At 71.2% G+C, this 21,886-nt stretch carries 16 protein-coding genes; 8 read left to right on the forward strand and 8 right to left on the reverse strand.

Going from position 1 to position 21,886, the window contains the following annotated elements; genetic code table 11:
- Positions 1-109: 109 nt before the first annotated feature.
- Together ileS and ACFYU0_RS24730 are read right to left on the reverse strand one after the other, a co-directional pair.
- The gene (gene ileS, locus ACFYU0_RS24725) at positions 110-3,253 is read right to left on the reverse strand and encodes an isoleucine--tRNA ligase (RefSeq protein WP_389304213.1); all 3,144 of its coding nucleotides are present in this window, start codon (positions 3,251-3,253) and stop codon (positions 110-112) included.
- Positions 3,254-4,420: 1,167 nt separating this feature from the next.
- Positions 4,421-4,846: a hypothetical protein gene (locus ACFYU0_RS24730; RefSeq protein ID WP_389304215.1), complete on the reverse strand. Its 426-nt coding sequence runs from the start codon at positions 4,844-4,846 to the stop codon at positions 4,421-4,423.
- A gap of 190 nt (positions 4,847-5,036) precedes the next feature.
- Here ACFYU0_RS24730 and ACFYU0_RS24735 point away from each other — a divergent pair, with 190 nt between their 5' ends.
- The 5 genes from ACFYU0_RS24735 (at position 5,037) to ACFYU0_RS24755 (ending at position 9,713) form a co-directional block, all read left to right on the forward strand.
- The gene (locus tag ACFYU0_RS24735) at positions 5,037-5,846 is read left to right on the forward strand and encodes a TraR/DksA C4-type zinc finger protein (protein ID WP_389304217.1); all 810 of its coding nucleotides are present in this window, start codon (positions 5,037-5,039) and stop codon (positions 5,844-5,846) included.
- Between the two features lie 67 nt (positions 5,847-5,913).
- Positions 5,914-6,549, forward strand: a complete 636-nt coding sequence (gene lspA, locus ACFYU0_RS24740; protein ID WP_351670496.1) for a signal peptidase II — start codon at positions 5,914-5,916, stop codon at positions 6,547-6,549.
- Between the two features lie 87 nt (positions 6,550-6,636).
- A complete protein-coding gene (locus ACFYU0_RS24745) occupies positions 6,637-7,581 on the forward strand; it encodes an RluA family pseudouridine synthase (RefSeq protein ID WP_351670493.1) in 945 nt (314 codons plus the stop codon).
- A complete protein-coding gene (locus tag ACFYU0_RS24750; protein WP_351670490.1) occupies positions 7,578-8,045 on the forward strand; it encodes a GNAT family N-acetyltransferase in 468 nt (155 codons plus the stop codon). Before ACFYU0_RS24745 ends, ACFYU0_RS24750 begins: the two co-directional genes overlap by 4 nt.
- Positions 8,046-8,126: 81 nt before the next feature.
- Positions 8,127-9,713, forward strand: a complete 1,587-nt coding sequence (locus ACFYU0_RS24755) for a Na+/H+ antiporter (RefSeq protein WP_389304220.1) — start codon at positions 8,127-8,129, stop codon at positions 9,711-9,713.
- Between the two features lie 84 nt (positions 9,714-9,797).
- Here ACFYU0_RS24755 and ACFYU0_RS24760 read toward each other — a convergent pair whose 3' ends face one another.
- Positions 9,798-10,904, reverse strand: a complete 1,107-nt coding sequence (locus ACFYU0_RS24760; RefSeq protein WP_389304222.1) for a mechanosensitive ion channel family protein — start codon at positions 10,902-10,904, stop codon at positions 9,798-9,800.
- A 105-nt stretch (positions 10,905-11,009) separates the two neighbouring features.
- On the opposite strand from ACFYU0_RS24760, the gene ACFYU0_RS24765 reads away from it, so the two are divergent.
- Positions 11,010-11,579, forward strand: coding sequence for a dienelactone hydrolase family protein (locus ACFYU0_RS24765; RefSeq protein WP_351670481.1), 570 nt, complete (start codon positions 11,010-11,012; stop codon positions 11,577-11,579).
- A gap of 19 nt (positions 11,580-11,598) precedes the next feature.
- On the opposite strand, the gene ACFYU0_RS24770 is transcribed toward ACFYU0_RS24765, so the two are convergent.
- From ACFYU0_RS24770 to ACFYU0_RS24785, 4 genes are all read right to left on the reverse strand, one after another.
- Entirely contained in the window at positions 11,599-13,269 is a 1,671-nt protein-coding gene (locus tag ACFYU0_RS24770) for an alkaline phosphatase D family protein (RefSeq protein ID WP_389304224.1), read from the reverse strand.
- A 92-nt stretch (positions 13,270-13,361) separates the two neighbouring features.
- On the reverse strand, positions 13,362-14,183 hold the full coding sequence (locus ACFYU0_RS24775) for a thioredoxin domain-containing protein (RefSeq protein ID WP_351670475.1): 822 nt from the start codon (positions 14,181-14,183) through the stop codon (positions 13,362-13,364).
- 80 nt (positions 14,184-14,263) lie between these two features.
- Positions 14,264-14,959, reverse strand: a complete 696-nt coding sequence (locus ACFYU0_RS24780; RefSeq protein ID WP_351670565.1) for a hypothetical protein — start codon at positions 14,957-14,959, stop codon at positions 14,264-14,266.
- Positions 14,960-15,026: 67 nt separating this feature from the next.
- Positions 15,027-16,352, reverse strand: coding sequence for a DUF2252 domain-containing protein (locus ACFYU0_RS24785; RefSeq protein ID WP_351670472.1), 1,326 nt, complete (start codon positions 16,350-16,352; stop codon positions 15,027-15,029).
- A 224-nt stretch (positions 16,353-16,576) separates the two neighbouring features.
- On the opposite strand from ACFYU0_RS24785, the gene dnaE reads away from it, so the two are divergent.
- A complete protein-coding gene (dnaE, locus tag ACFYU0_RS24790; RefSeq protein ID WP_351670469.1) occupies positions 16,577-20,116 on the forward strand; it encodes a DNA polymerase III subunit alpha in 3,540 nt (1,179 codons plus the stop codon).
- Positions 20,117-20,208: 92 nt separating this feature from the next.
- Here dnaE and ACFYU0_RS24795 read toward each other — a convergent pair whose 3' ends face one another.
- Complete coding sequence (locus tag ACFYU0_RS24795; RefSeq protein WP_351670466.1) at positions 20,209-20,388, reverse strand: hypothetical protein; 180 nt, start codon at positions 20,386-20,388, stop codon at positions 20,209-20,211.
- A gap of 225 nt (positions 20,389-20,613) precedes the next feature.
- Here ACFYU0_RS24795 and ACFYU0_RS24800 point away from each other — a divergent pair, with 225 nt between their 5' ends.
- Entirely contained in the window at positions 20,614-21,831 is a 1,218-nt protein-coding gene (locus tag ACFYU0_RS24800; RefSeq protein WP_389304227.1) for an NYN domain-containing protein, read from the forward strand.
- Positions 21,832-21,886 lie beyond the last annotated feature (55 nt).

Genomic DNA, 21,886 nt, shown 5'->3' on the forward strand with positions numbered 1-21,886 from the left:
ACCCGTGTGTTACGCGTGTTGACGCACCCGTGCCGGTGTCGGGAGCGGCCGGTGACGCCGAAGGCCCGGCCCCCGCGACGGGGGCCGGGCCTTCGTACTTCTCCCGCGGCTACGCCTTGCGGAGCCGGAAGGTGAGGGACAGGCCCTCGTCCGTGAACGGCTCGCCGTAGCCGGAGTCGGCCTCGCCCTGGGCGAAGTCGGTCGCCAGGACCTCCTCGGCGATCAGACCGGCGTGCTCCGAGAGTGCCGCCAGGACCGCCGGATCGGTGGAGGTCCAGCGCAGCGCGATCCGGTCGGCGACGTCGAGGCCGCTGTTCTTGCGGGCCTCCTGGATCAGCCGGATCGCGTCACGGGCCAGGCCCGCCTGCCGCAGCTCCTCGGTGATCTCCAGGTCGAGCGCCACCGTGGCACCGGAATCGGAGGCCACCGACCAGCCCTCGCGCGGGGTCTCCGTGATGATCACCTCGTCCGGGGCCAGCGTGACCGTCTCCCCGTCGACCTCGACCGACGCGGTGCCCGAGCGCAGGGCGAGGGACAGCGCGGCCGCGTCCGCGTTCGCGATCGCCTTGGCCACGTCCTGCACCCGCTTGCCGAACCGCTTGCCCAGGGCGCGGAAGTTGGCCTTGGCCGTCGTGTCGACCAGCGAGCCGCCGACCTCGGAGAGGGACGCCAGCGAGGAGACGTTCAGCTCCTCGGTGATCTGCGCGTGCAGTTCGCGGTCCAGGGTCTCGAAGCCGGTGGCGGCGATCAGCGCCCGGGACAGCGGCTGGCGGGTCTTGACGCCCGACTCCGCGCGCGTGGCACGGCCCAGCTCCACCAGGCGGCGGACCAGGACCATCTGCCTCGACAGCTCCGGGTCGATCGCGGACAGGTCCGCCTCGGGCCAGGTCGCCAGGTGCACCGACTCGGGGGCGCCCGGGCTCACCGGCACCACCAGGTCCTGCCACACCCGCTCGGTGATGAACGGGGTGATGGGCGCCATCAGCTTGGTGACCGTCTCCAGCACCTCGTGCAGCGTGCGCAGCGCGGCCTTGTCGCCCTGCCAGAAGCGGCGGCGCGAACGGCGGACGTACCAGTTCGACAGGTCGTCCACGAACGCGGACAGCAGCTTGCCGGCGCGCTGGGTGTCGTACGCCTCCAGGGACTGCGTCACCTGGTCGGTCAGCGCGTGCAGTTCGGACAGCAGCCAGCGGTCGAGCAGCGGGCGCTCGGCCGGGGCCGGGTCGGCGGCGGACGGCGCCCACTCGGACGTGCGGGCGTACAGGGCCTGGAAGGCGACCGTGTTCCAGTACGTGAGCAGCGTCTTGCGCACGACCTCCTGGATGGTGCCGTGGCCTACCCGGCGGGCCGCCCACGGAGAGCCGCCGGCCGCCATGAACCAGCGCACCGCGTCCGCGCCGTGCTGGTCCATGAGCGGGATCGGCTGCAGGATGTTGCCCAGGTGCTTGGACATCTTGCGGCCGTCCTCGGCGAGGATGTGGCCGAGGCAGACGACGTTCTCGTACGACGACTTGTCGAACACCAGCGTGCCGACGGCCATCAGCGTGTAGAACCAGCCGCGGGTCTGGTCGATGGCCTCGCAGATGAACTGCGCCGGGTAGCGGGCCTCGAACAGCTCCTTGTTCTTGTACGGGTAGCCCCACTGCGCGAACGGCATCGAACCCGAGTCGTACCAGGCGTCGATGACCTCCGGCACGCGCGTGGCCGTCAGGCCGCAGCCGTCGTGACGGCAGGCGAAGGTGACGTCGTCGATGTAGGGGCGATGCGGGTCGAGGTTCGACTGGTCGGCGCCGGTCAGCTCGGACAGCTCCGTGCGCGAGCCGACGCAGGTGAGGTGTCCCTCCTCGCAGCGCCAGATGGGCAGCGGGGTGCCCCAGTAGCGGTTGCGGGACAGCGCCCAGTCGATGTTGTTGTTCAGCCAGTCGCCGTACCGGCCGTGCTTGACCGTGTCCGGGAACCAGTTCGTCTTCTCGTTCTCCTGGAGCAGCCGGTCCTTGATCGCGGTGGTGCGGATGTACCAGGACGGCTGCGCGTAGTACAGCAGCGCGGTGTGGCAGCGCCAGCAGTGCGGGTAGCTGTGCTCGTACGGCAGGTGGCGGAAGAGCAGGCCGCGCTGCTGGAGGTCCTCGGTGAGCTTCTCGTCGGCCTTCTTGAAGAAGACGCCGCCGACGAGCGGGACGTCCTCCTCGAAGGTGCCGTCCGGGCGGACCGGGTTGACCACGGGCAGGCCGTAGGAGCGGCAGACCTTGAGGTCGTCCTCACCGAACGCGGGGGACTGGTGGACCAGACCCGTACCGTCCTCGGTGGTCACGTACTCGGCGTTCACCACGTAGTGCGCCGGCTCGGTGAACTCCACGAGCTCGAAGGGGCGCCGGTACGTCCAGCGCTCCATCTCGGCGCCGGTGAAGGACTGGCCGGTGGTCTCCCAGCCCTCGCCGAGCGCCTTGGCGACGAGCGGCTCGGCGACGACGATCTTCTCCTGGCCGTCGGTGGCGACGACGTAGGTGACCTCGGGGTGTGCGGCGACCGCGGTGTTGGACACCAGGGTCCAGGGGGTCGTCGTCCACACCAGGAGCGCGGCCTCGCCGGCCAGCGGACCGGAGGTGAGCGGGAAGCGGACGTACACGGACGGGTCCACGACCGTCTCGTAGCCCTGCGCGAGCTCGTGGTCGGACAGGCCGGTGCCGCAGCGCGGGCACCAGGGGGCCACGCGGTGGTCCTGGACCAGCAGGCCCTTGTCGAAGATCTCCTTCAGCGACCACCACACGGACTCGATGTACTCGGGGTCCATCGTGCGGTACGGGTCCTGGAGGTCGGCCCAGTAACCCATGCGGGTCGTGAGCTCCTCGAAGGCGTCCGTGTGCCGGGTGACCGACTCACGGCACCTGGCGTTGAACTCGGCGATGCCGTACGCCTCGATGTCCTGCTTGCCGGAGAAGCCGAGCTCCTTCTCGACGGCCAGCTCCACCGGGAGGCCGTGGCAGTCCCAGCCGGCCTTGCGGGCCACGTGGTAGCCGCGCATGGTGCGGAAGCGCGGGAAGACGTCCTTGAAGACGCGGGCCTCGATGTGGTGGGCGCCGGGCATGCCGTTCGCGGTGGGCGGGCCCTCGTAGAACACCCACTCGGGGCGTCCCTCGGACTGCTCCAGGCTCTTGGCGAAGATCTTCTGCTCGCGCCAGAAGTCGAGCACGGCGTGCTCAAGCGCGGGCAGGTCGACCTGGGCGGGCACCTGGCGGTACGTCGGCGCTGTCATCTGCGAGCATCCTCCAACGGACTTGCTGCCTTCCGTCGGAGGGACGAGAGCTCTTTCCTGTCCACGCCGTGTGCGGCGCGCTCCCGCGGTACCACCCTCCTTGGCCCCCCGCCGCGCCGTCCGCGCCGGTGAGCCCCCTCATTGGGGTCGCGAAGCCGGTTCTACTCGCCGTGGCGGCTGCCACGGCTTTCCTCCGGCGGCTCCGGGGTGATCTTCACGTCGCGCTCGCCCCCGGGCTCACACCGTCCCCGGGTCGCTCTGCGCTGCGTACGCCGCTACTCGTCCCCATCCATGCTTCTCGCTCCGCCCAGTGTACGGCTCCGCGCGGACAGCGGCCGACCGCTTTTCCCGCGCGCGTGGGCAGGCCGCGTGGGCGGGCGCGGAGGGAGTGGGCGGGATGACCCGAATGGCGAGGGGGAGGCGCTCGCGCCGTGGCGCGTTCCGCTTCGCGGATTACCCGGCGGGGAGCTGGGCACAACGGTTGCAGGTCCGCTGCTCGGGGGATGCGGGCGGGCGAATCGGGCGGTGTGCCCCGTTGCCGCGGGACTCAAGTCGATTTATCGTCCCAGCACGATTCGCGAGCAAGATCACAATATGTGAAGGGGCCGCGGCCATGGTGGCGAAGAAGACCGCCGTACAGCAGCCGGCGTCCGGCCGCTCCAGTGGCGCGGCCGCCTCCGGCGGCGGGTCCGAGGGAGCCGGCGGCAGGAGGACGGCCCGTGCCCCGGCGGCCACCGCGAAGAGACACCACCCGGCGACACCCGCCGGAACACCGGCGTCCCCGGAGCGGGCAGCCGCCGCGGCACGCGGCGGCGACGGGGCGAAGCACGGCGCGTCCACCGGGAGCCGGGCGCCGGCTGGGGCCCCGGCTGGGACGACGTCCCGGCGGAAGTCCTCGGCCGGGGCTGCTCCAGCCGGGGCGACACGGGCGTCGGCCGGAAGGACGTCGGCTGGGAAGGCAACGAAGGAGACGTCGGCCGGGAAGGCTTCCGTCGGCAGGGCCTCGGCCGGGAGGGCGTCGGCCGAAGCGACGCAGGCGGGGAAGGCGGCCGCGAGGTCGGCGGCCGAGGGCGCGGCCGCCGAGGACGGCGTCGCTGGAACGGCGGTCAGGAAGACCGCGGCGCGGACGGGGGGCGCCAAGGGAGGCGCCTCCGCGGAGGGGACCGCTCAGGAGGTCGCCGCCACGAAGAAGGCGGCGGTCAGGAAGCCTGCCGGTGCTGCCAAGGAGGCAGCGGGCAAGGAGACGGCCGGCGAGAAGGCAGCCGTGGACAAGGCGAGCGCGAAGACGACGAACGCGAAGGCGACGAGCGCCGGGAGCAGGAGCGCGGGCCGACCGGACCGGTCGGCCACGCCGACGAAGGCCGCGTCCGACGAACCGGCCGGGAAGAAGCCGGCCCGCAAGCGCACGGCGGCCAAGGACGCGATGGCGAAGAAAGCCCCCGAGGACACGGCTCCGGCGGACGTGGCCGGGTCGCGGGCGGCCCGGAAGCGCACGGCGGCCAAGGAGGCAGCCCTGAAGCGCACGGCTGCCGGGGGTGTGGCCGGGGAGGACTCGGCGGGCGGTGGGTCGGCGCGGAAGCACGCGGTGGCCAAGGAAGCGGCTTCTGCGGACGGTGCCGGCGGGAGGTCGGCTCGGAAGCGTGCGAGGGGCGGGGAGGCGGCCGCGAGGGGCAGGGCCTCGGCCGATGTGGCCGGGGAGGACGGGGGGTCGGCTCGGGGGCACGGTGCGGGCAACGGGAAGGCCCCGAAGGAGGCCGCCGGTGGGAAGGCGGCCGCGCACGCCGTGGCCGGCGAGAAGGCGGACGCCGGGAAAGTGGTGGGGAAGGGCGCGGGAGGGAAGGGATCAGCCGTCGAGGGGGCGGCCGGGCAAGACGCGGCCGCCGAGAAGACGGGTGACCGGAAGGCGGCCGCGCACGCGGTGGCCGGGAAGGACGCCGCCGGGAAGACGGCCGGCGGGAGAGCGGCCGCGCACGCGGTGGCCGGTGGAAAGGCGGGCGGGAAAGAGGCCGTTCCTGAGCGGACGGCCGCCGAGGGCCCCTCCTCGGAGGCGGCCGGCAAGAGCACGGCCAAGAAGGCGGGTGCGGCGCGGGCCGCGAAGCAGACGGGAGCCACGACAGTGGTTGCGAAGAAGACTCCTGGCACGGCCGCGGCGAAGCAGAGCGCCGTTCCGAAGGCGCGGCTCGCCGCGGCGGAACCCGGCGATCTCGCGGTGCGCCCCGGCGAGGACCCCTGGACCCCTGAGGAGGTCGCCGAAGCCCGCGCCGAACTGTCGTCCGAGGTGGACCGGCTGCGCACCGAGATCAGCACGTCCGAGAGCGCCCTCGTCGGCCTGATGCGCGACTCCGGCGACGGCGCGGGCGACGACCAGGCCGACACCGGCACAAAGAACATCACGCGCGAGCACGAGATGGCGCTGGCCGCCAACGCGCGCGAGATGCTGACGCAGAACGAGCACGCCCTGGAACGGCTGGACGCGGGCACCTACGGACTGTGCGAGAACTGCGGCAATCCCATCGGCAAGGCCCGGATGCAGGCGTTCCCGAGGGCCACCCTCTGCGTGGAGTGCAAGCAGAAACAGGAACGCCGCTCCTGAGCGCCGGGGCCGGCGGGGGCGTGCCGTAGTCTCGTCCTCAGTCAGGCACCTAGGTTGAGGGACTCACGTGGCAGAGGCGGAGCGCGTCATCGGTACGCCGGACACCCCGGACGACAGCGGCGAGCACACGGCGGCGGCCGAGGCACCCGCCGGGTCCGGTGCGTCCGGCACCCCCGCGACCGGCGAGCGGACGGCGCCGGCGGGGCAGCGGAGCGGACGCGGGCGCCGGATCGCCGTGCTGTTCGCGGTGGCCGTGTTCGCCTACGCCCTCGACCTGGTCAGCAAGATGCTGGTGGTGGCGAAGCTGGAGCACCACGCGCCGATCCAGGTGGTGGGGGACTGGCTGGAGCTGCACGCCATCCGCAACCCGGGCGCGGCCTTCGGCTTCGGGGCCGCCTTCACGATCATCTTCACGCTGATCGCGGCCGCGGTCATCGTGGTGATCGTCCGCCTCGCCCGCAAGCTCTACAGCCTGCCCTGGGCGATCGCCCTCGGCCTGCTGCTCGGCGGTGCGCTCGGCAACCTCACCGACCGCGTCTTCCGGGCGCCCGGCGTCTTCCAGGGCGAGGTGGTGGACTTCATCGCGCCCAAGGGCTTCGCGGTGTTCAACCTGGCCGACTCGGCGATCGTGTGCGGCGGCATCCTGATCGTGCTGCTGTCGTTCCGCGGTCTGGACCCGGACGGCACCGTGCACAAGGACTGAGACCGCTTCACTGGGACCGGTCCTCGCGCGGGGCCGTTGTCCACAGGCCCGGTCGGGGCCGGCGGAGCCGTCCGGCATACTCGACGGGTGAGCACGATTCCCGAGATCCGTACCCTGCCCGTGCCCGACGGCCTGGAGGGCGAGCGCGTCGACGCCGCCATCTCCCGCATGTTCGGCTTCTCCCGTACGAAGGCGGCGGAACTCGCCGGGGCAGGCAAGGTGCAGGTCGACGGCACGGTGGTCGGCAAGTCCGAGCGGGTCCACGGCGGCGCCTGGCTCGAGGTCGAGATGCCGCAGGCGCCCGCGCCCGTGCAGGTGGTCGCCGAGCCGGTCGAGGGCATGGAGATCGTGCACGACGACGACGACGTGGTCGTGATCGTCAAGCCGGTCGGCGTGGCCGCGCACCCCTCGCCGGGCTGGAGCGGCCCGACCGTCATCGGCGGTCTCGCCGCCGCCGGCTACCGGATCTCCACCTCCGGCGCCGCCGAGCGCCAGGGCATTGTGCACCGCCTGGACGTCGGCACGTCCGGCCTGATGGTGGTCGCGAAGTCCGAGTACGCGTACACGTCGCTCAAGCGCCAGTTCAAGGAGCGCACGGTCGACAAGCGCTACCACACCCTCGTGCAGGGCCACCCGGACCCGACCAGCGGCACGATCGACGCCCCGATCGGCCGCCACCCCAACCACGACTACAAGTGGGCGGTGACCGCCGACGGCAAGCCCTCGGTGACCCACTACGACCTCATCGAGGCCTTCCGCGCCGCCTCCCTGCTCGACGTGAAGCTGGAGACCGGCCGCACCCACCAGATCCGCGTCCACATGTCGGCCCACCGCCATCCCTGCGTCGGCGACCTGACCTACGGCGCGGACCCGACGCTCGCCAAGCGGCTGGGCCTGACCCGCCAGTGGCTGCACGCCGTGCGGCTCGGCTTCGAGCACCCCGGTGACGGACGGTGGGTGGAGTTCGGCTGCGACTACCCCGAGGACCTGCAGCACGCCCTCGACCAGGTACGCGAGGAGACGTACGCGTGAGCACGCCCTACACCGTCCGGGTCGCGGAGGACCCCGCCGACCGGGAAGCCTGCTTCGCGGTGCGCAAGGAGGTGTTCGTCGTCGAGCAGGGCGTCGACCAGGACATCGAGTACGACGCCTACGACGCCGTGGCCGTCCATGTCCTCGCGGTCCGCGAGGACGGCGTGCCGCTCGGCACCGGACGCCTGCTGCACGGCGAGGCAGCCGCCGCCAAGACCGGCGGCGACGCCACGGTCGGCTCCCTCGGCCGGCTCGCCGTCGCCCGTCCGGCGCGCGGTCTCGGCGTCGGCGCGGCCCTGGTGCGGGCCGTCGAGGAGGCGGCACGCGCGCGCGGCCTGGCCGCGGTGGACCTGCACGCGCAGACCCACGCCCTGGGTTTCTACGAGCGTCTCGGGTACGAGGCGTACGGCCCGGAGTTCCCGGACGCGGGGATCCCGCACCGGGCCATGCGGCGCGTCCTGTAGACCCTCCGGTACGGCCGGGGCGCGAGCGTCGTGGCAGGCTGGAGACCTGCCGTGTGATCGTCGACTCCCGGAGCGCTTGCCGTGGACCAGCTGGCCCTGTTGTTCGTGGTGCTGCTCGGGGCCCTGCTGAGCGTTCCCGTCGGGAACCGGTTCGGGGTGCCGGCGCCGGTGCTGATGACCCTGCTCGGCGGCGTCCTCGCGGTGGCCGACTTCGTGCCCAACGTGGAGTTCCCGCCCGAGCTGATCCTGCCCGCACTGCTGCCGCCGCTGCTCTACGCCGCCGTACGCCGCACCTCCTGGCGGCAGTTCACGGCGAACAAGCGGCCGATCTTCCTGCTGGCCGTCGCCCTGGTCTTCGTGACGACGTTCTGCGTGGCCGCGGTCGCCCACACCATCGTGCCCGGGCTGCCCATCGCCGCCGCCGTGGTGCTGGGCGCGCTGATCGCCCCGCCGGACCCGGTCGCCGCCACCGCCGTCGCCGGGCAGCTCGGACTGCCGCGCCGCCTGGTGTCGATCCTGGAGGGCGAGGGGCTCTTCAACGACGTGACGGCCATCGTGCTGTACCACGTGGCCGTCGCCGCCGCCGTGAGCGGCGAGTTCTCCGCCTGGGACGCCGGACTCGACCTGGTGCTGTCCGCCGTGGTCGCGGTCGTCGTCGGGCTGGCGCTGGGCTGGTTCGCGAACAAGCTGATGGACTGGCTCGGCGACCCCACGCTGCAGATCGGGCTCACCCTGCTGGTGCCCTTCGCCTCCTACGTGCTCGCCGAGGAACTGCACGGTTCCGGGGTGCTCGCCGTGCTCACCACCGCGCTCTTCCTCTCCGAGTACGCCACCGACGCCGACGACGTGCTGACCCGGCTGGCCGGGCACACCTTCTGGGACATCATCGACACGCTCGTCACCGGCGTCGCCTTCGGGCTGATCGGGCTCGAGCTGCACAACGCCATCCGGACGGCGTCCGGGCGGTGGGGCGAACTCCTCGGCTGGGCGGCGGCGATCGCGGGCGTGGTGGTGGTCGTACGGCTGCTGTGGCTGCTGCCCGCCACCTGGCTGACCAAGCGGCTGCACGCCCGGCGGGACATCGAGGAGGAGATCCCCGTGAGCTGGCGGGAGACCGTCGTCATGTGGTGGTCGGGGATGCGCGGGGTGGCCTCGGTGGCCCTGGTGCTGGCCATCCCGCTCAAGACCGACGCCGGCAAGCCGTTCCCGGACCGGGACGAGCTCGTGTTCATCGCCTTCGGGGTCATCATCGTCACACTGGTGCTGCAGGGCCTGACGCTGCCGTGGCTGGTGCGGCGGCTGGGGGTGCAGGCCGACTCCGAGCGGGAGTCGGAGTTCGAGAAGGAGCTGGCGGTGCGGGCCGCCAAGGCCGCCAAGCGCAGGCTGCGGGAGATCGAGCAGGTGGAGGAGCTGCCCGAGGAGCTCTCCGAGCAGATGCTGCGCCGGGCCTTCGACATCGGCATCCGCATCAGCCCGGACATGGGCGAGGAGGACCGCCGGGAGGCGCATCACCAGCGGGCGCGGCGGCTGAAGCGGGTGCGGCGGATCCAGGGCGAGATGCTGAGCGCCGCGCGGCACGAGGTGCTGGCGGCGCGCAGCGAGCCCGGCGCCGATCCGGAGATCGTGGACCGGGTGCTGCGCCACCTCGACGTGCGGAGCCTGCGCTGACCGCTGCCGCCCCGCCGGACGGAACGTCCGGCGGGGCGGCAGCGGTAAGGGGCGAGCCGCCGCCGGCCGGCGGCGGGCACCGGTTCAGCCCCGGCCGGTGCGCGGGAACTCGTAGGCCTTGCGGAGCGTCGCGCGGTCCGGGGACGGGATGCGGTTCGGGGCGAGGACCGCGTCCGAGGTGTTGACCCGGGGAAGCGCGTAGGGGTGCTCGGCGGACAGCCAGGTGATCATCTGCTCGCGCACCGCGACCCGTACCGTCCAGATGTCGTCCGCGTCCTTTGCGGTGACCAGGGCGCGCACCTGGATGGTGTTCGGCGTGGTGTCGGTCACCACCAGGTTGTAGGCGCGGCCGTCCCAGGCCGGGCACTCGCGCAGGATGTCGCGGAGCTTCTCGCGCATCGCCTCGATCGGCGCGCTGTGGTCCAGGTGCCAGAAGACGATGCCCGTCATCTGCGGGGTGCCCCGCGACCAGTTCTCGAACGGGTTGGACGTGAAGTACGACACCGGCATCGTGATCCGCCGCTCGTCCCAGGTCCGCACCGTCAGGAAGGTGAGGGTGATCTCCTCGACCGTGCCCCACTCCCCGTTCACGACGACCGTGTCGCCGATCCGCACCATGTCGCCGAAGGCGATCTGCAGCCCGGCGAACATGTTGGACAGGGTCGACTGGGCGGCCACACCGGCGACGATGCCGAGGATGCCGGCGGAGGCCAGCAGCGAGGCGCCGGCCGCGCGCATCGCCGGGAACGTCAGCAGCATCGAGGCGGCGGCCACGACGATGACGATCGCCGAGACCACCCGCATGATCAGCTCCACCTGGGTGCGCACCCGGCGCACCCGGGCCGCGTCCCGGTGGACGCGTGCGTAGCGGCTGTACGAGGTCTCGACGATCGCCGCCGCGATCCGGATCACCAGCCAGGCGGCGGACCCGATGAGGACCAGCGTCAGCGTCCGGCCGATGCCGGCCCGGTGCTGCTCCAGCAGTTCGGCCTGGTCGTAGGAGCCTCTGAGCAGGGCGGCGCAGAGGACCAGCTGGTAGGGGATGCGGCCGCGCCGCAACAGACCCCACAGCGGGGTCTCGGGGTTGCGGGCGTCGGCCTTGCACAGCAGCCGGTCCGTGGCCCAGCCGATGACGAGAGTGAGCAGGACGGAGCTGCCGATCACGATCAGGGGGCGGAGTACGTTCTCCATGCCTCCGCTCCTAACCGGTGGTCGGCGCGGATGAACATGTGAGTTCGGCACGCATCTGGGTACGGCGGTTCCGGTCCCGTACCGCCCGGCTGGCACCATGGCCCCATGAACATCATGCTTTTTCACTCGACCTACGGGCTCAGGCCGGCGGTGCGCGAGGCCGCGGACCGGCTGCGCGCGGCGGGCCACGAGGTGTGGACGCCGGACCTCTTCGAGGGGCGCACGTTCGAGACGGTCGAGGAGGGCATGGAGTTCAAGGAGCGGATCGGCAAGGACGAGCTGCTGAAGCGGGCCGTGCTGGCGGCGGCGCCGTACTCCGAGCGCGGTCTCGTCTACGCCGGGTTCTCGCTCGGCGCGTCCGTCGCCCAGACGCTGGCCCTCGGCGACGAGCGGGCGCGAGGCCTGCTGCTCCTGCACGGCACCTCGGACATCGCGCCGAACGCGCGGGTGGACGAGCTGCCGGTGCAGCTGCACGTGGCCGAGCCGGACCCGTTCGAGACGGACGACTGGCTGAGCGCCTGGTACCTGCAGATGGGCCGGGCGGGCGCGGACGTGGAGGTCTACCGGTACGCCGGGGCCGGTCACGTCTACACCGACCCCGGCCTGCCGGACTACGACGAGGAGGCCGCCGAGGCCACCTGGCGGGTGGCGCTCGGCTTCCTCGACAGTCTGTAGCCGTGCAGCGGGCGGACGGCTACACCGGGTCGTAGGTGCGCTCGACCTTCTGCGTCCCGCTGCGGGTGCGGTACGAACGCACCCAGGCGGAGGTCGCGTTCGCGTCGGTGCGGTCGGACAGGACGTAGTAGTCCATCTGCGCGCGGTCGGCGGTGATGTCGAGCACGCCGTAGCCGTGCCGGTCGGTGTCCACCCAGTGGACGTGCCGGTTGGCGGCCCTGATGACCGGTGAGGCGACGGCCGAGACGGCGCCCTCGGGCACCTTCACGATGTCGTCGAGGTTGTCGGAGGTGACCGACGTGACCACGAACTCGGTGGCCGCCGACGCCGACAGCGGGTAGGTGCCCGCGTCCACCGGCACGTCGTTCGCCCACGCCATGTGGATGTCACCGGTCAGGAAGACGGTGTTGCCGATGGCGTTCGAGCGCAGATGGGCGAGGAGTTCGCGCCGGTCGTCGGTGTAGCCGTCCCACTGGTCGGTGTTGACGGCGATGCCCTCCTGCGGCAGGCCCAGCAGCTTGGCGAGCGGCTTGAGCAGGTCCGCGGAGAGCGAGCCGACGGCGAACGGCGAGATCATCACGGAGTTGCCGACCAGCCGCCACCTGGTGTCGGAGGCCTTCAGGCCCGCCTTGAGCCAGTCGAGCTGCGCGCGGCCGGTGAGCGTACGGTCCGGGTCGTCCACCGAGCCGCTGGCCGTGGCCGCCTGCTGGGAGCGGAAGGAGCGCAGGTCCAGCAGGGAGAGGTCGGCGAGCTTTCCGAAGCGCAGCCGCCGGTAGGTGGTGCCGGCGATGGCGGGGCGGACCGGCATCCACTCGAAGTAGGCCTGCTTGGCGGCGGCCTGACGGGCCGACCAGGCGCCCTCGGCGCCCTCGGTGTGGTTCACGGCGCCGCCGGACCAGGCGTTGTCGGCGAACTCGTGGTCGTCCCAGATCGCGATGACCGGCGCCTTCACGTGCAGGGCCTGCAGGTCGGGGTCGGTCTTGTACTTGGCGTGCCGGATCCGGTAGTCGGCGAGGGTGAGGATCTCGTTCGCCGGCGCGTGCGGCCGTACGACCTTGCCCCGGGCCGCGTACTCGCCGGACTTGTACTCGTAGATGTAGTCGCCGAGATGCAGCCAGGCGTCCAGGTCGCCGCGGGCCGCGAGGTGGCGGTAGGCGGCGAAGTAGCCCGCCTCCCAGTTGGCGCAGGAGACCACGCCGAAGCGCAGGGAGGACACCGCGGCGTCCGCCGCCGGCGCGGTGCGGGTACGCGCCACCGGGGAGTCGGTGCCGCCGGCGGTGAAGCGGAACCAGTAGTCGGTGGCCGGGGCCAGGCCGCGGATGTCGGCCTTGACGGTGTGGTCGGCCGCCGCGGTGGCGGTGGTCGAGCCCTTGGCGACGACGTCGGTGAGCGCCTTGTCCCGGGCGACGACCCAGCCGACCTCGGTGTCCGGGCCGACCCCGGAGCCGGGAGTCGCCTCGGGCACCGGCGTCACCCGGGTCCACAGCAGGATGCCGTCGGGCAGCGGGTCGCCGGAGGCGACGCCGTGCAGGAAGGCGGGGGCCTGGTCGGCAGCGCGCGCCGGAAGGGTGGCGGCGAGCGGGCCGGCCAGCACAGCCGTCGCCGCCGCGGCCTTGACGACCGTACGGCGGCGGGGCGAAAGGGAGTTGAGGCCTTGGTGTGCCTCGGATGATCTGTATCGACTGGTCACGACCGATCAGGTTACTGATCGGTATGCGCGAGAGCGGGCGAACTCCGAAAGTTCGCCCGCTCTTCACGCGGTGCTCCGTTTCTGACGGAGGGTCAGCCCTTGAGGGCCGCGTCCAGCACCCGGTTGTAGTCGGCCACCGTCATGGGCGGGTTGCCCTGGCTGTCGGCGGTCAGCTTCTTGCCGTCCATGACGAAGCTCGGCGTGCCGGACACGCCGTCCTTGTTGTCGTCGAAGGACTTGGACATCGCCATCGCCCAGGCGTCGTACGTGCCCTTCTTGACCGCGTTCTGGAACTTGGCGTTGTTCTTGAGCGCGGGGACGGTGTCGGCGATCTTGATGAGGTAGTCGTCGCTCTTGAACTTGTCGGTCTGCTCGTCCGGGTGGAACTTCGCCGAGTAGAGGGCGCCCTTGTACTCGAGGAACGCCTCCGGGCTGACGTTGAGCGCGGCGCCGAGCGCGCTCAGCGCGTTCTTGGAGCCCACGCCGTTGTCGTGGGCGTCGATGAACGTGGCGCCCACGAACTGGATCTTGTACTTGCCGCCGTCGACGTCCTTCTTCACCGTCGAGCCGACCGTCTGCTCGAACTGGGCGCACACCGGGCAGCGCGGGTCCTCGTAGACCTTCAGGGTCTTCTTCGCGGTGTCCTTGCCGATGACGACCGTGGTGCCCTTGGCGCCCGTGGTGTTGGCCGGGGCGGCGACACTGGAGGCGTCCTTCAGACCCTCCCAGTAGCCGGGCTTGTTGGCCTGGACGACGGCGTAGCCGATGCCGCCCGCGGCGGCCAGTACGGCCACGACCGAGCCGGCCACGATGATCTGCCGCCTGGCCTTGTCGCGCCTGGCCTGCCGCTCGCGCTCCTGGCGCAGCCGCTCCCGGGCCGCAGTCTTCGCCGACTGGCTGTTCCGCTTGCTCATAGTGATGATCTCCATGTGGGACGCGCACACGTCGTACGCGGGATACGTGCGGGGGACTGGTCGTGCTCAGCGGTCGCCGCTCAGACGAGGGCGAGGGCGCGGCAGCACGGCGGTCCACGCCGTCCCAGGGAGTGCGTGAGGAGCCGGTCGCGGGCGACGGCCGGCCAGGGGGCCGGGCGCGGCAGCCGGCGGGCCGGCGGCAGCGATACGGCGCCCGCTGCCGCCGCCAGCAGCAGGAGCGGACGGAAGGTGGTGGCCGTGACCGCGCCCAGCAGCTGGGCCAGCGCCCGCTCGCCCCGGCGCAGCCAGGCGGCGGCCAGCAGCCCCACGCCGAGGTGCGCGGCGAGCAGCAGCCAGGCGGCGGCCGGGCCGGCGTCCGCGAGCGGGACCACGGCGCCACGGCCGGGCGCGCCGGTGACCTGGGCCAGCGGCGTGCCCACGCTGCCGCCCCCGCACAGCACGTCGAAACCGAACGCGTGCAGGGGACCCGCGACCGGGCCGCCCGCCCTGCCGTAGCAGGACTGCTGGCCGGTGGTGAACACCGTGTCGGCGGCCAGCTCCAGCGGGATCAGCAGGGCCGCGATCCGGCCGAAGCCGCGCTCGCTGCCCGCCAGCGCGTACGCCGTGGCGAACACCGCGACGGCGACCGCGCACACGGTCGCCGCCGGCAGCGGGGCCCTGGACAGCAGAACGTGCGACGCGGTGCTGAGCGTCACGACCACTGCCGTGAACAGCGCCGCGCGTACGGCTCTGAGCTGAGTCCCGGAGATGTCCATGGTGACTACAGAGTCTGGCACGTACGCCGGTAAGGGACTCCTAAAGGACGCCTGTGAGTCCCGAAGGTCACAGCCCCGGGATGCGGCCGTTGCGGAACAGGTCGAGGAAGATCTGATGGTCGGCACGCGCGCGTGCGCCGTAGCCGTGCGCGAAGTCCACCAGGAGCGGCGCGAAGCCCTCCTCGTCGGCCGCGAGGGCCGCGTCGATGGCCCGCTCGGTCGAGAACGGCACCAGCGACTCGCCGGAGGTGTCGTCCGCCGCCGCGTGCATCGTCGCCGTGGCCCGGCCCAGGTCGGCGACGACGGCCGCGATCTCCTCCGGGTCGTCGATGTCGCCCCAGTCCAGGTCGACCGCGTACGGCGACACCTCGGCCACCAGCTGCCCCGCGCCGTCCAGCTCGGTCCAGCCCAGCCACGGGTCGGCGTGCGCCTGCAGGGCGCGCTGGGAGATCACCGTGCGGTGCCCCTCGTGCTGGAAGTACTCCGCGATCGCCGGGTCGGTGATGTGCCGGGAGACCGCCGGGGTCTGGGCCTGCTTGATGTAGATCACGACATCGTTCTCGAGGGCGTCGCTGTGCCCCTCCAGCAGGATGTTGTACGAGGGCAGGCCCGCCGAGCCGATGCCGATGCCCCGGCGCCCCACGACGTCCTTCACCCGGTAGGAGTCCGGGCGGGCCAGCGAGGTCTCCGGCAGCGTCTCCAGATAGCCGTCGAAGGCGGCCAGCACCTTGTAGCGGGTGGCGGCGTCCAGCTCGATCGAGCCGCCGCCCGGCGCGAACCGGCGTTCGAAGTCGCGGATCTCCGTCATCGACTCCAGCAGCCCGAAGCGGGTGAGCGAGCGGGCGTCGCGCAGCGCGTCCAGCAGCGGGCCCTGCGCGGTGTCCAGCGTGAACGGCGGCACCTCGTCGCTCTTGGCGCCCGTGGCCAGGGCGTGGATGCGCTCCCGGTAGGCCTCGGCGTAGATCGTCACCAGCTCGGTGATCTGCTCGTCGCTGAGCGCCTTCGCGTAGCCGACGAGCGCGACGGAGGCGGCGAAGCGCTTGAGGTCCCAGGTGAACGGGCCGACGTAGGCCTCGTCGAAGTCGTTGACGTTGAAGACCAGGCGCCCGTTGGAGTCCATGTAGGTGCCGAAGTTCTCCGCGTGCAGATCGCCGTGGATCCAGACGCGCGAGGTGCGGTCGTCCAGGTACGGGCCGCCGCGCTTCTCCGCGTCGAGATCGTGGTAGAAGAGGCACGCCGTGCCCCGGTAGAACGCGAAGGCCGAGGCCGCCATCTTCCGGAACTTCACCCGGAACGCGGCCGGGTCGGCGGCCAGGAGCCGGCCGAAGGCGGTGTCGAAGACGGCGAGGATCTCCTCGCCGCGCTGCTCGTCGTTGAGCTCGGGGACCGGCATCGCGAAGTGCCTCCTGGTGCGGGACGGTGGTGCGTGGATGTGCGTACGGGGAACGACGGCGTCTCCGCCGTCTTCAACGGGCGACGCCACGCGGGAGTGCCCGGTTCCCGCACGAAGGTACGCGGGGGATGCCCCTCGTGTGTCAGTGCCCGGGCATAGACTTCGACGCTGACCCCCCGACCGTCCGCCAGCCCGTCGCCGTGTTTTCCGTTGGAGGCCATACCGTGTCGAAGCCGCCCTTCACGCACCTGCACGTCCACACCCAGTACTCGCTGCTGGACGGTGCCGCGCGGCTCAAGGACATGTTCAACGCGTGCAACGAGATGGGCATGACGCACATCGCCATGTCCGACCACGGCAACCTGCACGGGGCGTACGACTTCTTCCATTCCGCGAAGAAGGCCGGAGTCACCCCGATCATCGGCATCGAGGCGTATGTCGCGCCCGAGTCCCGGCGCAACAAGCGCAAGATCCAGTGGGGCCAGCCGCACCAGAAGCGGGACGACGTCTCCGGTTCCGGCGGTTACACCCATAAGACGATCTGGGCGGCGAACTCGACGGGCCTGCACAACCTCTTCCGGCTCTCCTCGGACGCGTACGCCGAGGGCTGGCTGCAGAAGTGGCCCCGGATGGACAAGGAGACGATCTCCCAGTGGTCCGAGGGGCTGATCGCCTCCACCGGCTGCCCCTCCGGCGAGCTGCAGACCCGTCTGCGCCTCGGCCAGTTCGACGAGGCCCTGAAGGCGGCCGCCGACTACCAGGACATCTTCGGCAAGGACCGCTACTTCCTGGAGCTGATGGACCACGGCATCGAGATCGAGCACCGGGTCCGCGACGGTCTCCTGGAGATCGGCAAGAAGCTCGGCATCCCCCCGCTGGTCACCAACGACTCGCACTACACCTACGCGCACGAGGCGGCCGCCCACGACGCGCTGCTGTGCATCCAGACCGGGAAGAACCTCTCCGACCCGGACCGCTTCAAGTTCGACGGCACCGGCTACTACCTGAAGTCCACGGACGAGATGTACGCCATCGACTCCTCGGACGCCTGGCAGGAGGGCTGCCGCAACACCCTGCTGGTGGCCGAGCAGATCGACACCACCGGCATGTTCGAGGCGAAGAACCTCATGCCGAAGTTCGACATCCCGGACGGCTACACCGAGGTCACCTGGTTCAAGGAGGAGGTCCGCCGCGGCATGGAGCGGCGCTTCCCCGGCGGCATCCCCGAGGACCGCCAGAAGCAGGTCGAGTACGAGATGGACGTCATCATCCAGATGGGGTTCCCGGGCTACTTCCTCGTGGTCGCCGACTTCATCATGTGGGCGAAGAAGAACGGCATCGCCGTCGGCCCCGGGCGCGGCTCGGCGGCCGGCTCGATCGTCGCCTACGCCATGGGCATCACCGACCTCGACCCCATCCCGCACGGACTGATCTTCGAGCGGTTCCTCAACCCCGAGCGCGTCTCCATGCCCGATGTCGACATCGACTTCGACGAGCGCAGGCGCGTCGAGGTGATCAGGTACGTGACCGAGAAGTACGGCGCCGACAAGGTCGCCATGATCGGCACCTACGGCAAGATCAAGGCGAAGAACGCCATCAAGGACTCCGCGCGCGTGCTGGGCTACCCGTACGCCATGGGCGACCGGCTCACCAAGGCCATGCCCGCCGACGTCCTCGGCAAAGGCATCGACCTCGACGGCATCACCAACCCCTCGCACCCGCGCTACAACGAGGCGGGCGAGATCCGCTCGATGTACGAGAACGAGCCGGACGTCAAGAAGGTCATCGACACCGCCAAGGGCGTCGAGGGCCTGGTCCGGCAGATGGGCGTGCACGCGGCCGGCGTGATCATGTCCAGCGAGCCCATCGTCGACCACGCCCCCATCTGGGTGCGGCACACGGACGGCGTGACCATCACGCAGTGGGACTACCCGCAGTGCGAGTCGCTCGGCCTGCTGAAGATGGACTTCCTGGGCCTGCGCAACCTGACGATCATGGACGACGCCGTCAAGATGGTGAAGTCCAACAAGGGGATCGACCTCGACCTGCTGTCCCTGCCGCTCGACGATCCGAAGACCTTCGAACTCCTCCAGCGCGGCGAGACCCTCGGCGTCTTCCAGTTCGACGGCGGCCCCATGCGCTCCCTGCTGCGCCTGATGAAGCCCGACAACTTCGAGGACATCTCCGCCGTCTCCGCGCTCTACCGTCCCGGCCCGATGGGCATGGACTCGCACACCAACTACGCGCTCCGCAAGAACGGGCTCCAGGAGATCACCCCGATCCACAAGGAGCTCGAGGAGCCGCTCGAAGAGGTCCTGGCCGTCACCTACGGCCTGATCGTCTACCAGGAGCAGGTGCAGAAGGCCGCCCAGATCATCGCCGGGTACTCGCTCGGCGAGGCCGACATCCTCCGCCGCGTGATGGGCAAGAAGAAGCCCGACGAGCTGGCGAAGAACTTCACCATCTTCCAGGCCGGCGCCAAGAAGAACGGCTACAGCGACGAGGCGATCCAGGCGCTGTGGGACGTGCTGGTCCCGTTCGCCGGCTACGCCTTCAACAAGGCGCACTCCGCCGCGTACGGGCTGGTCTCGTACTGGACCGCGTACCTGAAGGCGAACCACCCCGCCGAGTACATGGCCGGACTGCTCACCTCGGTCAAGGACGACAAGGACAAGTCGGCCGTCTACCTCAACGAGTGCCGCCGCATGGGCATCAAGGTGCTCCCGCCGAACGTCAACGAGTCGGTGCACAACTTCGCCGCCCAGGGCGACGACGTGATCCTCTTCGGCCTCGAAGCCGTGCGCAACGTCGGCACCAACGTGGTCGAGTCGATCATCAAGAGCCGCAAGGCCAAGGGGAAGTACGCCTCGTTCCCCGACTACCTCGACAAGGTCGACGCGGTCGCGTGCAACAAGCGCACCACGGAGTCGCTGATCAAGGCGGGCGCGTTCGACACCCTGGGGCACACCCGCAAGGGCCTCACCGCGCACTTCGAGCCGATGATCGACAACGTGGTCGCGGTCAAGCGCAAGGAGGCCGAGGGCCAGTTCGACCTCTTCGGCGGCATGGGCGAGGAGACCAGCAGCGAACCCGGCTTCGGACTCGACGTGCAGTTCACCGAGGACGAGTGGGACAAGACCTATCTGCTCGCCCAGGAGCGGGAGATGCTGGGGCTGTACGTCTCAGACCACCCGCTCTTCGGCCTGGAGCACGTGCTGTCCGACAAGGCCGACGCGGGCATCTCCCAGCTCACCGGCGGCGAGCACGCCGACGGCGCGGTCGTCACCATCGGCGGCATCATCTCGGGCCTGCAGCGCAAGATGACCAAGCAGGGCAACGCCTGGGCGATCGCCACGGTGGAGGACCTCGCAGGCTCCATCGAGTGCATGTTCTTCCCCGCCACCTACCAGCTGGTGTCGACCCAACTGGTCGAGGACGCCGTGGTGTTCGTCAAGGGCCGCCTCGACAAGCGCGAGGACGTGCCCCGGCTCGTCGCCATGGAGCTGATGGTCCCGGACCTGTCCAACGCGGGCACCAACGCGCCGGTGATCCTCACCATCCCGGCGACCAGGGTCACTCCGCCCATGGTCAGCCGCCTCGGCGAGATCCTCAGCCACCACAAGGGCGACAGCGAGGTCCGGATCAAGCTCCAGGGCCCGCGCAAGACCACCGTGCTGCGCCTGGACCGGCACCGGGTCAAGCCCGATCCGGCGCTCTTCGGCGACCTGAAGGTGCTGCTCGGCCCGTCCTGCCTGGCCGGCTGAGCCACGACGCGGGCCGCGACGCCGCGCCGATGACGAAGGGGCGCACCCTCAGCGGGTGCGCCCCTCCTGTGTGCCTGGGCTTCACATGCCCTTTAGTTGTGACCGAAGCTCTTCTGCTTCTTACGGGAAGCATCGGAGGGGCTGCCCGCGACGCCCGCCATGGAGGTATCGGGTTCCTCCGCCGCCGGACGCTGAGCTCGCTCCGCCGTGTGCTCGGCCTGCGAAGCGCGGTTCTGCGGGCCACCCTGCTTGCGGTTCTTGTTCTTGGCCATGGTGATCTGCCTCCTGAAGGGGATCTAGGGGCCAGGGCCGGGTTCAGATTCACATACGCTGACATCAGCCGCATGTCGGATAATTACCGTGTGTGACAGGGGAGGTGGGCGAACGGGCTCCCTAAACGCCACGCCGAAGATCGAGTTCCGGCCGTTAACGCCCGTCCGTTCGGGCAGACTCGAAGGAAGTCCGAAGCAAAGCCTCCCGGGAAGAGGGTGAGTCGCGTGGACCGTTGCATCGTCCTGGTGGACGCCGGGTATCTGCTGGGCGCCGCGGCCAGCCTCCTCGCGGGTGAGCCCTCGCGGTCCCGGATCACCGTCGACCACGCCGCGCTGATCCAGGCCCTGCGCGAACGGGCGGAGTCCGAGACCGAGCGCCCGCTGCTGCGCATCTACTGGTTCGACGGCGCCCCGGACCGGGTCCCGCAGCCGGAGCACCGGCGGCTGCGTGTGATGCCCCGGGTCACCGTCCGGCTGGGCGCGCTGACCCGCACCGACGGACGCTGGGCGCAGAAGGGCGTGGACGCCGCCATGCACGCCGAGCTGACCGAACTGGCCCGCAACCGCGCCTGTTCCGACATCGTCCTGGTCACCGGCGACGGCGACCTGCTGCCCGGGATGATGTCCGCCAAGGAGCACGGCGTCGCCGTCCACCTGTGGGCCGTGCAGGCCGCCGACGGCGACTACAACCAGTCCGAGGACCTGGTCGCCGAGGCCGACGAGCGGCGGGTGCTGGACCGGGCCTGGATCACCCAGGCCGTCCGCGCCAAGGAGCTGACCGGCGTCTGCGCCCCGCCGCCCGCGCCCCGCCCCGAGATCGCCGCGATCCTCTCCGCACCGCTGCCGGACTCCGCCCTCACCGCCGGCGCCGAACGCTCCGCCGAGGAGGGCGCCCACCCGCCGGCCGCCGCCGAGCACAGCACCCAGGGCCGGGCGGCCGCACCCAAGGGAGTGCCCACCCCCAAGGACCTCGCCGCACTGCGCGCACCCGGCGTGCAGGCCGTGCAGCACCCGACCACCGCGACCCTCAGATGGTCCTCCGACAAGGGCTGGGTGGACCGGCCGGGAGCGGTCGCCGAGCCGCCCGAGGTCGCCTCCATGCCGACCCTCGCCCAGCTCACCACCGCCGAGCAGCGCTGGGCCGACCGGGAGGAGGACATCACCACCGTCGGCGGCGATCCGTACGAGGTGGGCCAGGTCTTCGCGCGCCGCTGGATCTCCCGGCTCGGCGACCAGAACCACGTGCAGCGGCTGTCCACGATGTATCCGCGCATCCCGCACCGCATCGACGGCGAGCTGCTGCGCTACGCCGCGCGCTTCGGCCTGCTCGCCCACAAGGACGACCAGATCGACGAGCACGACCGTTACGCCATCCGGGCGGGCTTCTGGCGCGAGGTCGACGTCCCGGCGGCCACCGAGCAGCACGCGCCCGCCGCCGACTGAACCCCGGTGGCCGCCCCCGAGGACGAGTAAAGGCCTCGGACCCCGTAGTCTCGTC

It is taken from the genome of Streptomyces sp. NPDC003720, from assembly GCF_042875075.1.
GTDB lineage: Bacteria > Actinomycetota > Actinomycetes > Streptomycetales > Streptomycetaceae > Streptomyces.